This window comes from Nocardiopsis coralliicola, from assembly GCF_054779695.1.
In genome coordinates this window covers 55,416-70,800 of record NZ_BAAGXT010000032.1, presented here as the reverse complement: position 1 = coordinate 70,800, position 15,385 = coordinate 55,416, and the positions used below count along the sequence as shown (strand labels likewise).

At 76.4% G+C, this 15,385-nt stretch carries 14 protein-coding genes; 3 read left to right on the top strand and 11 right to left on the bottom strand.

The features are described 5' to 3' along the window. Window positions 1–404 precede the first annotated feature (404 nt). From ACYVGT_RS20055 to ACYVGT_RS20010, 10 genes are all read right to left on the bottom strand, one after another. Window positions 405–797: a DUF3040 domain-containing protein gene (locus ACYVGT_RS20055; protein WP_460860705.1), complete on the bottom strand. Its 393-nt coding sequence runs from the start codon at window positions 795–797 to the stop codon at window positions 405–407. Between the two features lie 350 nt (window positions 798–1,147). Further along, window positions 1,148–2,524: a DNA polymerase IV gene (locus ACYVGT_RS20050; protein ID WP_460860704.1), complete on the bottom strand. Its 1,377-nt coding sequence runs from the start codon at window positions 2,522–2,524 to the stop codon at window positions 1,148–1,150. Window positions 2,525–2,536: 12 nt separating this feature from the next. Next, a complete protein-coding gene (locus tag ACYVGT_RS20045; RefSeq protein WP_460860702.1) occupies window positions 2,537–3,307 on the bottom strand; it encodes a methyltransferase domain-containing protein in 771 nt (256 codons plus the stop codon). 109 nt (window positions 3,308–3,416) lie between these two features. Continuing rightward, window positions 3,417–3,830, bottom strand: coding sequence for a transcription antitermination factor NusB (gene nusB, locus ACYVGT_RS20040; RefSeq protein ID WP_460860718.1), 414 nt, complete (start codon window positions 3,828–3,830; stop codon window positions 3,417–3,419). Between the two features lie 130 nt (window positions 3,831–3,960). Further along, window positions 3,961–4,524 carry an elongation factor P gene (gene efp / locus ACYVGT_RS20035; protein ID WP_460860699.1) on the bottom strand — a complete coding sequence of 188 codons (564 nt, stop codon included), beginning with the start codon at window positions 4,522–4,524 and terminating at the stop codon, window positions 3,961–3,963. A gap of 251 nt (window positions 4,525–4,775) precedes the next feature. Next, window positions 4,776–5,855: a 3-dehydroquinate synthase gene (gene aroB, locus ACYVGT_RS20030; protein WP_460860697.1), complete on the bottom strand. Its 1,080-nt coding sequence runs from the start codon at window positions 5,853–5,855 to the stop codon at window positions 4,776–4,778. Further along, window positions 5,852–6,388 carry a shikimate kinase gene (locus ACYVGT_RS20025; RefSeq protein WP_460860695.1) on the bottom strand — a complete coding sequence of 179 codons (537 nt, stop codon included), beginning with the start codon at window positions 6,386–6,388 and terminating at the stop codon, window positions 5,852–5,854. The genes aroB and ACYVGT_RS20025 overlap by 4 nt, the downstream gene beginning before the upstream one ends. 49 nt (window positions 6,389–6,437) lie before the next feature. After that, window positions 6,438–7,622, bottom strand: a complete 1,185-nt coding sequence (gene aroC, locus ACYVGT_RS20020; protein ID WP_460860692.1) for a chorismate synthase — start codon at window positions 7,620–7,622, stop codon at window positions 6,438–6,440. Window positions 7,623–7,672: 50 nt separating this feature from the next. Further along, the gene (locus tag ACYVGT_RS20015; protein ID WP_460860690.1) at window positions 7,673–8,683 is read right to left on the bottom strand and encodes a prepilin peptidase; all 1,011 of its coding nucleotides are present in this window, start codon (window positions 8,681–8,683) and stop codon (window positions 7,673–7,675) included. Window positions 8,684–8,925: 242 nt separating this feature from the next. After that, window positions 8,926–9,630 (bottom strand): SseB family protein, encoded by a 705-nt coding sequence (locus tag ACYVGT_RS20010; protein WP_460860688.1) that lies wholly within the window; start codon window positions 9,628–9,630, stop codon window positions 8,926–8,928. A gap of 269 nt (window positions 9,631–9,899) precedes the next feature. On the opposite strand from ACYVGT_RS20010, the gene ACYVGT_RS20005 reads away from it, so the two are divergent. From ACYVGT_RS20005 to ACYVGT_RS19995, 3 genes are all read left to right on the top strand, one after another. Further along, window positions 9,900–10,451, top strand: a complete 552-nt coding sequence (locus ACYVGT_RS20005; RefSeq protein ID WP_460860685.1) for a YceI family protein — start codon at window positions 9,900–9,902, stop codon at window positions 10,449–10,451. 157 nt (window positions 10,452–10,608) lie between these two features. Continuing rightward, entirely contained in the window at window positions 10,609–10,866 is a 258-nt protein-coding gene (locus ACYVGT_RS20000) for a DUF2470 domain-containing protein (protein WP_460860715.1), read from the top strand. A 484-nt stretch (window positions 10,867–11,350) separates the two neighbouring features. Then, on the top strand, window positions 11,351–13,993 hold the full coding sequence (locus ACYVGT_RS19995; RefSeq protein WP_460860682.1) for a protein kinase domain-containing protein: 2,643 nt from the start codon (window positions 11,351–11,353) through the stop codon (window positions 13,991–13,993). 735 nt (window positions 13,994–14,728) lie between these two features. Here ACYVGT_RS19995 and ACYVGT_RS19990 read toward each other — a convergent pair. Beyond that, complete coding sequence (locus tag ACYVGT_RS19990; protein ID WP_460860679.1) at window positions 14,729–15,340, bottom strand: nucleotidyltransferase family protein; 612 nt, start codon at window positions 15,338–15,340, stop codon at window positions 14,729–14,731. Between the last annotated feature and the right edge of the window lie 45 nt (window positions 15,341–15,385).

Sequence of the window (15,385 nt, the reverse complement as noted above, 5' to 3'; positions counted from 1 at the left end):
TCCCGCCGCGCCGGCCCCGCGGCCGGCTGACGGGCCGCCGGCGTCCCCGCCGCGGTGCAGCGCACGCGCCCGCGCGGCGGACGCGGCCGAGCCGGAAGAGGCTCCGGGGCCGGAATGCGGGTGTCCGGCGTATCAGCGGGCGGGTTTCGCGGGATCCGGCAGGGCGGAACCGGCGGGCACCGGCTGCTGCCGCGCGCCTCAGCTGACCGTCGCGAGGAGGGGGGCGGGTGCGCGGGTGCACGGCGCGGTGGCGGGACGGGGGCAGCCGTGCTGCGGGGACGTCCTGCGGCCGCGGGGCGCCCGGGACCGGGGCGCGGGCGGGGAGCTCCGGCAGAAGTGAGCAGAGCGCGCCCGCCGACGGTGCAGCGGGCGCGCTCGGACGCCGCGGGGGTGGAGGCCGCGGGTCAGCCGTCGCCTTCCTGGCGGCGGCGCCAGCGCTCCTCAAAGCGGTTCATCATGCCCGGGCGCTGCTCCTTCTTCTGCTGCTTGCCGGCGGGCTTCTCCGACGCCGCTGCACGGCCGCCGCCGGAGCCCTTGCGCCAGCCGGACAGGCCCAGGAGGGCACACGCCAGCATGATGACGAATCCGAGTGCGCCCACGACCGGCTGCTGCAGGATCATCCCGCTCATCAGCACGCAGATACCGACCACGAAGCCGATGGAGGCCCGGACGATCCACTTCTTGTAGTGGGTCGTCGGGTTGGTCTGCCGGACTGTGTTGGCGAACTTCGGATCTTCCTCGTAGAGCGCCTGCTCGATCTGGTCGAGCATGCGCTGCTCGTGTTCAGAGAGCGGCACGGCGCCTCCCAAAGACAGTCCCCGGTTGGGGTGACGGGTACTGAACCACGGCATGATGATCTGAGATATGCCCAGAATACGGCGCTTCAGCGCCGACTGGAAAGGAGGGATGCCCGCGCAGCCCCGTTCTGCAGGCCACGTTACCCTCACCGACTGGAATCGCCACCGCTACGCCTACCCCGCTTCCACCCTCTACTCCTGGAGAACCGCCGCCGTCATGGAGCGGACGGCGGCGCGCCCTGACATTCTTCCCCCTGCCCGCCGCGGTGACACGGCGCCCCTGAGCGGGGCGCGCCGCGCGGGCGCGGAGGGAGCCCGCACTTCCTGCAACGCACGGGAGGTCCGAAAAGTTACCGCTTCTCGCGGTCGCCCGCGTCACGGTGGTCCGACGATTGCGGGGGCTGACCGGTTCCGGTTGCCCCGTCTGCCCCTGGCGCACCGGCCGCCCCGGAGGGCCCGTCCGCGGCCGGCGGGCCGCTCAGGCTGGCCGGGCGCAGCGCGCCGGCGCCGAACCGCCGGGTGACCGCGTCCATGGCGCGCTCCGCCTCCCGCCAGCCGGTGTCCGGCTCGTCCAGGGTCGGCTGGCGGTGGGTGGCGGCGGCCTCGGTGAGTCCTTCCACGCGGACGCCGACCAGGCGCAGCCGCACCCGCTCCATGCCCGCGCCGTCGTAGAGGGCCCGCGCGGCGGCGCTGATCTCGCGCGCCACGTCGGTCGGGTCGGACAGCGTCCGGGACCGGGTGATGGTGCTGAAGTCGGCCCGCCGCAGCTTCACCACGACGGTCCTGCCGACCTGGCCGGAGGCGCGCAGCCGGCGGGCCGTCTTGTCCGACAGCCGCAGCAGTTCGCGGTGGATGAGCGCGGTGTCGTCGACGTCGGAGGGGAAGGTCTCCTCGGCGCCGATGCTCTTGTCCGGGGTGGTCGGCACCACCGGGCGCGGATCACTGCCGTGCGCGAGCGAGTGCAGGTGGTCGCCTGCGGCGCGGCCCAGCTCGGACTGGAGGACGGTTCGGGGCATCCGCGCCACGTCTCCGACGGTGCGCAGCCCGAGCCGCACCAGCGCCTGCTCGGTCTTCTCGCCGACGCCCCACAGCGCGCCCACCGGCATCGGGTGCAGGAACCGGGTGACGTACCGGGTGGGCACGAGGAGCAGGCCGTCCGGTTTGCACTGGGTGGAGGCGAGTTTGGCCACGAATTTGGTGGAGGCTGCGCCGACCGAGCAGGTGAGCCGCTGCTCGGCGCGGACGCGGCGGCGGATCTCGGCGGCGATGTGCACCGGTGAGCCGAGGCGGCGGCGCGCGCCGGACACGTCCAGGAACGCCTCGTCCAGCGAGACCGGCTCGACCTCGGGCGTGACGGAGCGGACGATGTCCATGACGGCTTCGGAGGCGCGCCGGTAGGCGGGCCCGTCGGGCGGGAACACCAGGGCGTCGGGGCACAGCCGCAGTGCACGCACCATGGGCATCGCGGAGTGGACGCCGTAGGAGCGGGCGAGGTAGTCGGCCGAGGAGACGACGCCGCGGGCCCCGGTGCCGCCGACGATGACGGGGCGGTCCCGCGCCGCGGGGTTCTCCAGGCGCTCGACGCTGGCGAAGAACGCGTCCATGTCGATATGCAGGATCGAGCAGTCCGCGTCGTCCTCGGGCGCCGCCGCGCTCAGCGGGAGGATCCCTTCGGGACCGACCATCCCCCGCAGCGCCTCGCCGCGCTCCAGCTGCCGTCGGCTCATCCCCCCAGTCTGTCAGGCTCCGGGGCGGTGGGCGACGGCGTGCAGCTGGGCAGCGACGCCGGCGAGTTCCGGGCGGCCGGTGGCCTCGCGCTCCAGCGCGACGAGCGCGGACTCGTCGACGGCGCCGGCGTCGTAGGCCCGGCCGGGGACGAGGTCGGCGAAGACGCCCGCGCCGCGGATCCGCGGCGGCGCCAGGCCGGCACCGGCGACCAGGCCGCCCAGGGTGCCGGCGGTGAACCGGCGGGGCATCGGGTCGGCGTCGCCCCAGCGCCCGCCGGCGTCGTCCAGGAGGTGCCGGGCCTCGCCGATACCGCCGAGCAGCACGCGGTGCAGGGCGGCGGCGAACACGTTGGCGGCGAGCACGCTCAGCGCACCGCCGGGGCGCAGCAGGCCGGCCGCGTCGGCGAGCGCAGCGGCCGGGTCGTCGACGTACTCCAGCACGTTGTGCAGCAGCACCAGGTCGGCCTGCTCGCCGTCGAGCAGGCGCGGCAGGTCGACGGTGTCGCCCTGCAGGGCGCGGACCCGGACGCCGGCCTCGGCGGCCCGCCGCTCCAGCGCGGCCAGCGAGTCCGGGCTGGGTTCGACGACGGTCACGGTGTGGCCGAGCGCGGCGAGCGGGACGGCGGCACCGCCGGTGCCGCCGCCGGCGTCGACGATGCGCAGCGGCTCAGCGGCCGGACCGGACAGCTCGGCGATGAGCTCGCGCAGGTCCTCCCAGACGACGGCGGTGCGCGCCGTTCCGGGCGCGGGCCGCGCCGCAGTGCCGGTGCCGTTCTCGCTCACGCGGTTCCCCTCTCGGTGCGCCCGCTCGGGCAGGTTCGGGCGCGCGCCCGCAGCACGGCCGCCCCGGGCCGGCGCGGGCGGTGCCGCACCGGCCGCCCGGGCGGCGCGCTCACTGGGCGGCTTCGGCCTTGTTCTCCATCAGCCGGGACAGGAGGCCGTTGACGAAGCCCGGCGACTCCTCGCCGGACAGCTCCTTGGCGACGGCGACGGCCTCGGCGATCGCGACGCCGTCGGGGATGTCGTCGTCCCAGAGCAGTTCGTAGGCTCCCATGCGGAGGATGTTGCGGTCCACCACCGGCATGCGGTCGAGCGTCCAGTCGATGGCGTAGGCGTCGAGCAGGGCGTCGATCCGGGCCCGGTGCTCGTCGACGGCGGCCGCCAGGTGCTCGGTGAACTCGTTGATCGGCGGTTCGGGCTGGGCGCGGCGGCGCGCGACGACGTCGGCGACCGGAGCGCCGCGCAGCTCGGCTTCGTACAGCACCTCGATGGCGCGTCTGCGCGCCTTGCGGCGGGCTCCGCTCACCATGTCTCCCCCTGTGCTCCGGGGCCGCGCGCCCCGGTGTGCCGTACTGCTGTGCCGTGTGCTGCCGCGGCCCGGGCCGCCCGGGCCGGCGCCGGTGCACACCGGACCGGTGCCCTGTGGAGGTGGGCCATCAGTTGACGCGGCCGAGGTAGTCGCCGTTGCGGGTGTCGACCTTGAGCTTCTCACCGGTGGTGATGAACAGCGGCACCTGGATCACGGCGCCGGTCTCCAGCGTCGCGGGCTTGGTGCCGCCGGTGGAGCGGTCGCCCTGCACGCCGGGGTCGGTCTGGGAGACCACCAGCTCGACGGCGGCCGGCAGCTCGATGTAGAGCGGGTTGCCGTCGTGCACGGCGACGGTGACCATGGCGCTCTCCAGCAGGTAGTCGGCGCTGCCGCCGACGACCTCGTTGGGCACGTTGAGCTGGTCGTAGGTGTCGGTGTCCATGAACACGAACGAGTCGCCGTCGTTGTAGAGGTACTGCATCTCCCGGCGGTCGACGTTGGCGACGTCGACCTTCACGCCGGCGTTGAACGTCTTGTCCACGACCTTGCCGGAAGTGACGTTCTTCAGCTTGGTCCGGACGAACGCGCCGCCCTTGCCGGGCTTGACGTGCTGGAACTCGATGACGTTCCAGAGGGCGCCGCCGTCGAGCTTCAGGGTCATGCCGTTCTTGAGGTCGTTCGTCGTCGCCACGTCGGCTGTCTCTCCTGCGTTCGGGAAGTGGTCCTGGTGTGCTCGGAAAGGCGCGCCGGCCCGCGGCGTACTGCGCGGGCGGGCCCTTCCCCGGGTGCGGCCGGGGCCGCGGGGCACCGCCCGGACGTGCGGGGGCGGCGCCGGTGCGCACCCGAGTCTAGTGGCTCTGCCGCGTGCCGGTGCGCACAGCGCGGAGCCGCATGCTGCGCGGACGCGGGTGTGCGGCCCGGTGTGCCGCACCGCCGGCGGCCCTATTCGGCGACGGCGCGGTAGGCCGCAGCGAGCAGGTCCTCGCCGGGGCCCTCGAGCACCGCCGGCTCGGCGAGGCCGTCGAGCACGATGAAGCGCAGCGTCGCGCCGCGGGCCTTCTTGTCGACGCGCATCGAGGCGAGCAGCTCCGGCCAGGCCGCGGCGGCGTAGCGGGTGGGCAGGCCCACCGCAGACAGCACGGCGCGGTGGCGGTCGGCGAGGCCGGCGCCGATGCGCCCGTCGAGCCGGGCCAGTTCGGCGGCGAAGGCCATGCCGATCGCGACGGCGTGGCCGTGCCGGAACGTGTAGTTCTCGGCGCGCTCGATCGCGTGGCCGAGAGTGTGCCCGTAGTTGAGGATCTCCCGCCGGCCGGCCTCGGTCAGATCACCGGAGACCACGTCGGCCTTGACCGCCACGGCGCGCTCGATGAGCGTCCGGGTGTGCGGGCCGTCCGGCTGCGCCGCGCCTTCGGGGTCGGCCTCGACGGTGCGGAGGATCTCCGGGTCGGCGATGAAGCCGGCCTTGATGACCTCGGCGAGGCCGCCGATGTGGTCGGCGCGGGCCACGCCGGCCAGCAGCGCGGGGTCGCACAGCACCCCGGCCGGCGGGTGGAACGCGCCCACCAGGTTCTTGCCCTCGGCGGTGTTGATACCGGTCTTGCCGCCGACGGCGGCGTCGACCATGCCGAGCAGCGTCGTGGGAACCAGCACGCTGCGCACACCGCGCAGCCAGGTCGCCGCCACGAAGCCGGCCAGGTCGGTGGTTGCGCCGCCGCCGACGCCGACGACGGCGTCGCTGCGGGTAAACCCGGCGCGGCCGAGGCGGCCCCACAGGTGTGCGGCGACATCGGCGGTCTTGGCCGCTTCGCCGTCCGGCACGGGCAGCGGGGTGACGGTGCGCCCGGCCGCCTCGAGCGCGGCGACCGCCGGCCCGGCGAGCCGGGCGAGGCCCTCCGGGTGGATCACCGCGACCCGCTCGGCGCGCTCGCCGACCAGGCCGGGCAGCTCGGGCGCCGCGTCAGCGCCGATGACGACGTCGTAGGGCGCGTCGCCGCCGACCCGGATCCGGGACGGCGGGCTCACGCGTCCTCCCCCGCGCCGCCGGCGGAGGCCGCGGCGCCCAGCGCGGCGGCGATCGCGTCGGCGATCTCCTCGGGGTGGGCGTCGGCGTCGACCGTGGTGGTGGCGAGGCCCTCGTAGACCGGCAGCCGCTCTTCGAGGAGCTGGCGCAGCCGGGCGCGCGGGTTGCCGGCGAGCAGCGGCCGCGGCTGGTTGAAGCCGACCCTGCGGGCCGCGGTCTCGAAGTCGACCCGCAGGTAGACCACGTGGTGCCCGCTGAGGGCGGCGCGGGTCTCGGGGTCCAGGACGGCGCCGCCGCCGACGGCGACCACGCCCGGCCAGCCGACCAGGGCTTCGGCGATGACCCGGCGCTCCAGCGCGCGGAAGGCCTCCTCGCCGTCGTCGAGGAAGATGTCGCCGACGGCCTTACCGGCCCGCTGCTCGATCTCGGCGTCGGTGTCGAGCAGGGTGACGCCGAGCCGCTCGGCGAGTGCGGCGCCCACGGTCGACTTGCCCGCGCCGGGCGCGCCGATCAGGACGGTGAGTGGTGCGTTCATGGGGGTTCGTTCTCCTCGGGGGCCTGCGGCGCGCCGCAGGCCCCGGACGTCAGTCGCGGCCGCTGTCCAGCGTCTCCAGATAGCTGCGCAGGTTGCGGCCGGTCTCCGCGGCGGAGTCGCCGCCGAACTTCTCCACCGCGGCCTCGGCGATGACCAGGGCGGCCATCGCCTCGGCGACGACGCCGGCGGCGGGTACCGCGGTGACGTCGCTGCGCTGGTGGTGGGCCTGCGCGGGCTCGCCGGTGGCGACGTCGACGGTGTCGAGGGCGCGCGGCACGGTGGCGATGGGCTTCATCGCGGCGCGCACCCGCAGCGGCTCGCCGGTGGTCATGCCGCCCTCGACGCCGCCGGCCCGGTTGGTGCGCCGGCGGATGCCGTCCGGCCCGGGCTCGATCTCGTCGTGGGCTTGGGAGCCGCGCCGGGCCGCGGTGCGGAAGCCGTCGCCGATCTCGACGCCCTTGATCGCCTGGATGCCCATGAAGGCGCCGGCGAGGCGGGCGTCCAGCCGCCGGTCGGCGTGCACATGGCTGCCGAGGCCGGGCGGGAGGCCGTAGGCGAGGACCTCGACGACGCCGCCGAGGGTGTCGCCGGACTTCTTGGTGTCGTCGACCTCGGCCACCATCCGGGCGGAGGCCTCCGGGTCGAAGACGCGCAGCGGGTCGGCGTCGATCCGCTCCAGGTCCCCGGGGCCGGGCACGGTGCCCTCGGGAACCGCGATCGGCCCCATGGACACCACGTGGCTGAGGATCTGCACGCCGAGGACCTGCGCGCAGAAGCGGCGGGCGACCTCGCCGAGCGCGACGCGGGCCGCGGTCTCGCGGGCGCTGGCGCGCTCCAGGATCGGCCGCGCCTCGGTGTGGCCGTACTTCTGCATGCCCACGAGGTCGGCGTGGCCGGGGCGGGGGCGGGTGAGCGGCGCATTGCGGGCGGCCGTCGCCAGCTCCTCGGCCGGGACGGGGTCGGCGGACATGACCCGCTCCCACTTGGGCCATTCGGAGTTGGCCACCTCGATGGCCACCGGCCCGCCCTGGGTGAGGCCGTGCCGGACACCGCCGGCGATGGTCACCGCGTCCTGTTCGAATTTCATCCGGGCACCCCGGCCGTACCCGGCGCGTCGGCGGCGCAGCGCGGCGGCGATGTCGTCGGAGGTGACGGACACACCGGCCGGAAGGCCCTCCAGGATCGCGACCAGGGCCGGCCCGTGGGATTCACCCGCGGTCAGCCAGCGCAACATGGTCTGATCCTCCCACGCCCGGACGGGTGCGGACGCCGCCGCGGCCCCGGTCAGGCGGCGGCGAGCGCTGCGAGGGGGTCTCCGGCGACCAGCACTGCCAGCGCGGCGCCGAGCATGAACGGGCCCAGCGGCATCTCCGTCTTGCGTGTGGCCAGGCGCAGCGCGATCAACCCGAGGCCGAGCAGCCCGGAGGAGATGAAGGCGAGGAGTGTGGCCGAGACGACCGAGCCGAGGCCCTGCAGGCCGAGCACGAGCCCGAGCGGCAGGGCGAGCTTCACGTCGCCCCACCCCATCCCGGCGGGGTAGATGAACCAGAGGACGAAGTAGAAGGCGGAGAGCCCGGCCGCGCCGGCGGCCGCGTCGCGCAGGGCGGTCCACTCGGCGCCGCTGCCGCCGGGGCCGGAAGCGCCGGCAGCGAGGACCGCTCCGACGGCGAGCAGGGCGAGGAGGGGCAGGGAGCGCAGCACGATCGCGTTGGGCAGCCGCTTCACCCGCGCGTCGATGACGGCGAGCACCGCTCCGGCGGCGCAGAACACCAGCAGCAGCGGCAGCGCAGCGGGCACCGCGAGGGGGGCCGGCGCGCCGCCGGCCAGCCCCCAGCCGAGAAGGCCGAAGGCCAGGGCGGTCACGGCGGCGGTCACCGGGGATCCGGGGACCGGCTCCCCGCAGGCCGGGCACGTGCCGCGGACCAGCAGCCCCAGCGCCGCCGGAACGGGCAGCCCGGGCAGGAACCGCACCTCTGCCGCGCAGTGCGGGCAGTGCGGCGGGGGCGGTCCGGGGTCGTCCACGGCCTGCGCGGTGCCCGGTGCCGGGTCGGTCCCGTCCGGCTGCGGTCCCGCGGGCTCCGCGGCCGCGTCCGGGCCGGGGGCCTCGGGCGCGTCGGGATCGTAGGCCGGGAAGAGCGCGACCATGCGGCCGGACGCGGTCCCGACGAGGGCGCCCGCCAGGGCGAACACGGCGGTCAGCGCGACGAGGGCGCCCAGGCTGGCGCTGGCGGCCGGGGACGCCGCCGGATCCGCCGCGAACGGCACAAGCACCGCAAGGTCCGTGGTGGGGGGCATGCCGGGCAACCTACACGACGCGCTCCCCCGCCTTCCGCGCTGAAGGCCGCGCCCGACCGCACCCGGCCGCACCGGCCACAGGCCCGACGGCGCCGGTCCGGGTCAGCGGGGACGGCGCGCTGGAGCGCCGGAGGGCCGGAGGGCACGGGGCGGCCGGATCGGCACCGCCCCCGGCGGCGCGGGTGGGTAGCACGCGCCTGCCGGGCCCGGCAGGCCCGGGGTACCGGGCCGGGCCGGCGGCGTCAGCCGTCGCGGCGGGCGCGGACGACGGCGCTCAGCTCCACCCCGCCGGGCAGCAGCGGGCCCAGCTCAGCGGCGAGCCGCTCGGCCACGCGGCGCAGCACGCCGTCGTCGCGGCGGTCCAGTTCGAGCCGGACGCCGATGTCGGCACGCTCGGAATCGTGCACCCGCACCCGCTCGATCCCGAACTCGGAGTGGGTGACCCGGTAGACGGCGGCCAGCACCCGCGGGTCCTCCCACGGGTCGGGGACCTCGCCGCGTTCGGCGAGTGCGGCGAGCGCGCGGCCCTCCACGGCGAAGGTGACCGGGCCCGCGACGTCGACGACGAGCGCGTCGGCGGACTCGTCGAGGACCGCCTGGCAGGCTTCGGCAGCGGTGAACGGCACCGGCCGGGCGTCGGAGCGCCAGGAGCGCACTGCGTCGACGCTGGTGAAGGCGAGCACCCCGCGCCGGCCGTCGTTGCCGGTCATGACGGGCGTGGCAACCTCGCTGCGGCTGTCCTTGGCCAGGCCGCCGGCGCCCTGGGCCACCTCCAGTGGGACGGCGACCACGGGCACGAGCAGGCGGGAGGGGGCGAGCGCGCCGAGGACGCGGCGCTCGCCGGCCTCTCCGCGGGAGTAGGCGGCCAGGGCGGCTGCGACCTCGGGGTCGGCGGAGCCGTCGTCGTCGCGGAAGCGCTGGGCGCCGATGATGGTCGGTCCGGTCACGTCTGGTGACTCTACCCAGCTCCCGGCGGCGCCATCGGCCGGGAGGGCCGGTGCCGCCGCCGAGCGAGGCGGATCTCACCGCCGCGGTAGGGCCCGGGAGTGCGGAGCCGCCGGGGAGCCGGACCGGAACCGGGAGCGGCGGCACACTGCTGCCCGCCGGGTTCCGCTCCGGGACTTGCCGCGCGATTGCCGCCGGATTGAACCTTGCTCCAGCAGAATCGGTAGCGGCCCCGCTCCGCGGGGCGACCCGAGCGACGAGGGAGTACACGATGTCCGAGCCGGAGCACGGCCTGATTCCCGGCACCTGGCGGATCGACGCGGTCCACTCCGAGGTGGGGTTCTCGGTGCGGCACATGATGGTGAGCAAGGTGCGCGGACGTTTCGACACGTTCGACGCGGTGCTGACCGTCCCCGAGGACCCGCGGCGGTCCTCGGTCGAGGCCACGATCGACGCGAGTTCGATCAACACCTACAACCAGCAGCGCGACGACCACATGCGCTCGGCCGACTTCTTCGAGGTGACGAGCTACCCGGAGTGGACCTTCCGGTCCACCGGCGTGCAGCCGTCGGGCGAGGACTTCATCCTCTCCGGTGAGCTCACCATCAAGGGGCACACCAACCCGATCGACCTGAAACTGGAGTTCAACGGCGCCCGCAAGGACGCCTACGGACTGCAGCGGGCCGGCTTCCACGCCGAGGGCCAGATCAACCGCAAGGACTACGGGGTGGACATCGAGATGCCGATGGACGGCGGCGGCGTCGTGGTCGGCGACCGCATCAGCCTGTCGATCGACGCCGAGTTCACCCTCGACCAGGGCTGACCCGGGCGGCCGGTAGGGTCCGGGAGGGGGCGCCGCGGCGCCCCCTCCCGCACGCGCGACAGAGCTTGGGAAGGCAGGGCCCGTGAGCGAGAGCACCGCCCCTCAGCAGCACAGCGCCCCGTTCGGGCCGGACGTGGTGCGCGCCGTCACCGCGCACATGAACGACGACCACGCCGCCGACACCCTGGTCATCTGCCGGGGCCTGGGCGGCGTGCCGGAGGCGACCGCGGCCCGGATGACCGGGCTGGACGGCGACGGCGGCGACTATGCCGCAACCGTCGGCGGCACCGAGGTCCCGGTCCGGGTGCCCTGGTCCGGCCCGCTGACCGAGCGGGCGGAGATCCGCCGCGAGGTCGTGCGCCTCTACCGCGACGCCTGCACCCGCCTCGGCATCGAGCCGCACACCCACGGCTAGGGCCGCCGCACCCCGCTCCCCTGCGGCGCGCGGTGCCCATGCGGCTCCTGCACTGGTTCCGGACCGCAGTCCGGGCACCGCCCCGGGCACCGCGGGCCGCGTCCGCCCGCTCACCGCAGCCGCAGTCCGGCCCCACCCCGCCGTCCCTTCGCGCCCTCTCCGGGGCGATCCGTTCCCTTCGGTACTGCGTCCGCTTCGCGCCGCAGACGCGCCGAGCTGGGCGCTGACGGCTGCCCGGGGCAGGTCCAGCCGAGTCCGCCCGCGCCGGTCCTGCACGGCGCCGGCCCTCCCGGCGTTGCCGGCGCGCGGCGCGCGCCCGGATCAGGGGGCGCGAATCGGGGACGATTCAGGGTTGGCGGGAACCGTCCGGGCGGCGCGGCTCGCCTAACCTGGGAGAGACGGACTCGCCCTTCTGCCCACCGACCCCGAGCCCGCCCTCGCACCGCCCGCGACCACGACGACGCCGAAGGACTCCGTTACCCCGATGGCCGATCCGCTCCCTCCCGATCCGGACCGCCCCGCCGACCCGGCGGCGCCCACCACCCGGCTCGACCCCGGCCCTGCCGCGCCGGACCGGGAGCACACCCGCCGGGTGACCCGCCGCGCTCCGGCCCCCGGCGCCGCGCCGACGGAGCGGCGCACTCTCGCCGTGCCCGCCCGGACCGCGGCTGCCGCCCGCGCGGACGGCAGCGCGCCCGCCGCCGGAGGGGGCGGCGGAGCGGCCGGCCCCTGGTGGCGGCGCCTCTACGCGGCCGTCGCCTCCTGGCTGGGGCGCATCGTGTCCCGGGTGGTCGTCGGCCCCGCAGGCGAGCTCGACTACGCGGTGCCGGCCGATGTCCGGCGCCGCTACGACGTACTGGGCCGCATCGGCTCCGGCGGCGAGGCCATCGTCTACCTGGCCGCCCCCAAGGGCACCGGCGGTCAGGGCGGCGCCGAAGGGCAGGCCGGCCCGAGCGGCCAGGGGCAGCTCGCACTCAAGGTCTACCGGCCCGGCCACGACATCAACCGCGAACTGCTGGAGCGGCTCCGCGCCCGCGGCGCCGCCGACCCGCACACCCCCGCGATCCACGGCTACGGGCACGCCCGCGGCGCGTGGGAGGAGGACGTCGCCTGGGAGGCGCAGGAGTACTTCCCCGAGGGGTCGCTGCGCACCGTCATGGACACCGCGCCGCTGCCGGAGGAGAAAGCGCGCGCCGTACTGGCCGCCGTCGCCGACTGCCTCCGGCACTGGCAGGAGGACCTGCAGCACAACCACACCGACGTCAAGCCGGAGAACCTGCTGATCCGCTCGGCCGAGCCGCCGGTGTTCGCGCTCACCGACTTCGGCGGCGCCGTGCGGGCCACGATGAGCCGCATCTACGGCAGCCTCGCCGTCACCGAGGACTACGCCGCGCCGGAGGTGGTGGAGGGGCGCCGGGAGGCACCCGCCGCGTGGTGGTCGCTGGGCGTGATGGTGCACGAGATGGCGGCGGGGCGGCGGCTGCCGCGCCGGGAGAACTGGCTGACCGCGCGCACCGCGGAGATCGACGTGTCGGCCATCGCCGACGAGCGGTGGCGGCTGCTCGCCAGCGGCCTCCTCGCGCCGGTGCCCGAGGAGCGCTGGGGCTATGCGCAGGTGCGCCAGTGGCTCGACGGGGAGACGCCGCGGATCGCCCGGGCGCGGCGGAACGCGCCGATCGTGTTCGCCGGGGTGTCCCACCACGATCCGCCGAGCCTCGCCTTCGACCTGCTCGACCGCTCCGACAAGGGCGCGGTCTGGCTGCGCACGCACTGGTCGGCGCTGCGCACCTGGCTGGACCGCGAGGTCAACGACTACACCTTCGACCGGTCCCTGCTGACGGCCCTGCAGGACCACCCGGAGCGCGCGCACACCGCCATAGCGGCGTTCGCGGCGCACTTCGTCCCGGGGATGACGCCGCGCTTCCGCGGCAGCGACGTCAGCGCCGAGGGCGTGCTGGCGCTGGCGACGGGCGAGCGGGCGCGGCACGCGCTGCTGCGCGAGGCGGTCTCCTCGGGAGCGCTGGCGTCGGCGGCGCGGCACTGGTGCGAGCACTCCGGCTGCCACGCCGACGGCGCCGGCCGCTGCGTGCTGCTGGAGCGGGTGCAGCACGAGGTGCCGCTGGTGGTGGAGCAGGCCGAGGCGTCCGTGCAGCGTCTCGCGGCGGCCGACGGCGCTCCGCTCGGCGGACACGCTGCCGGGCTGGGCGACCACGTGTGGGATGCGGCGTGGGCGCACGCCGTCGAGCTGGTGCTGGACCCCGAGGCGTCGGCCCGCGAGCGCCGGTCGCTGCGGGCGCAGGCCCTGAACCCGGCGGAGCGCGGCGCGGCCCGGCACGCCGGCTGGTGGGCCGACCTGCGGCGGACCGCGGTGAAGGGCGAGGCCGGCACGATCGGGGCGAACGCGGCGCTGGTGGCGGTGGAGCTGCTGGCGCCGGTGGCCGCCGCGGTCGGCGCTGAGGCCCGCCGGCGCGAGATCGCCGAGGGCCGCACCCGCCGGCAGGCGCAGCTGCAGGGGCTGCGCGACCGCTCCGCGGCGGCCGCCGCTGCGGTGCGCGAGCGGGTCTCCGGGAAGAGCGGGGAGCCCTCACCCGAGCGCGGGGCGCAGCCGGGCGATCCCCTCGCCGCCTACCGGCCCGCGCCGGAGCCGTCGGCGGCCGACACCCGCCGGGTGGACCGCGGCATGCGCCAGATCCAGCGCGCCATGACCGCGGGCCGGTGCCGCCGCTTCGCCTACCCGGCCGGCCTGCTGGGGGTGGCCGACGGCGTGGGCCGCCTGCTCCTGCCGGAGGGCGGGTTCTACCCGGAAAGCCCCGGAGTGCTCGCCGTCTACCAGGGCTTCCTCGACTTCGCGGCGCTGCCGCCGGTGGAGGCCCTCTCCGGCGCGATGACGGCGCTGACCGGACTGCTTCCGGGCGCGGGCGAGTGGTGGTTCTCCGCAGGGCTGGGCGTGCTCCTGCTGGCGCTGGGCCGCACGGCCGCCTCCCGCAAGCGGGCCGCCCGCACCCAGCTCGCGGCCTACCGCATCTCGGTGGCGGGCTCCCTGCTCATGGCCGCCGTCCTCCTCTCCACGGCCCTGGTCACCCTCTCCGCCGCCGCCCTGATCCCCCTCGACGGCCTGTTCGGCTGACCGGCCGCTCCCGCCGGCTGCTCCGCAGCGGAGCAGCCGGCGGGAGCGCGGTGCCCGCGGGCCCGCCGCGGACCCACCGCTGGTCCGTACGGAACCGCGCGGAGCGTCAGGGGCCGGCAGCGCGAGTCCCCCCCCCCCCCCGCGGGCCGACTACAGCCCGGCTGCCCCGTCCGCTCCGCAGCAGCACCGCCACCGCACCCGGCGCCCTTCCACCGTCCGGCGCTGCGCTGCGCCGCTCCGGTCCGGCACCGGCGGCCGCCCCGGGCACACAGCTCTGCACAGACGCCAGCGCCCGTCCCTCAGCCCGGCCCAGGGAATCTGCGGCGGCCGGCGCCGACGGAGCATCGGCCGCCTCCCCCGGACCGGACACTCCTCCGTGTCACGCCCGCGACCCGGCAGTCGGCCGCCCTCTGCCGCCCCGGACCGGCAGGCCGAGTCTGCGGGGCGGGTGCCCCGGCCGGCGCAGGCACCGGCACCGCCGTACCGCCAGCGCTCGCACCGGCAGCTCGCCCCCGCGAGCGCAGACGGCCCGAGCGGAACCCGGGATCGGGAACGGGCATCCGGCGCCGGAGTTCCGGTGCCCGGCACTGAGCCGTGTCCCTGGAGCGCACCGGGGCGGGTGCTCCTTTCCGGCCCCGGCGCTGGGCCCGCTGGCCGGCCGTTGAGGGCGGCGCTGTCCGGACCGGCCGGCTCGGCTGCCGGCTGGGGCCGCCGCGCGGCCGCGAGGGGCGCCGGTCAGTCGCCAGGGCGGTCGGCGGCTTCGAGGGTGCGGGTGATGCGGGCCAGGTCGGCCGGGGTGTCGACGTCGTCGGGGGCGGCCACGTCGTCGCACGGCACCGGGGTGACCAGGTGCGAGTAGGCGCGCAGGAACGGGCGCGCGCCGACGTCGCCGACGGCCAGCGCCTGCACGGCCGGCCAGTGCTCGCGGCCCAGGAGGACGGGGTTGCGGAGGTTGCCGCGGTAGGTGGCGGCCGCAGCGGAGGCGCCGGCGCTGCCCGCCCTGATCAGCCGGGCCACTGCGGCCGGCGTCACCAGCGGCTGGTCGGCGAGGGCGACGACGACGGCGCCGACCTCGTCGGGCAGCGCGTCCAGGCCGGCCCGCAGGGAGGAGCCCATGCCGCTCTCCCAGTCGGGGTTGTGCACCTCGGCGGCGCCCTCGACCCGCACCGGCACCGCGCCGGAGACGACGAGCAGCGGCGCGCAGCCGCCGCTGCGCAGCGCCCGCACCGCGCGGTCGGCCAGCCGCTCGCCGGCGACGACGAGATCGGCCTTGGGCCGCCCGAACCGGCGCCCGGCGCCCGCGGCGAGCAGCAGGCCCGCCGGACCGTTCCCGTTCTGTGCGGTCATGCCGCGATGATGCCATGCGGTCGGACGCCGCGCGCGCGGAACCGG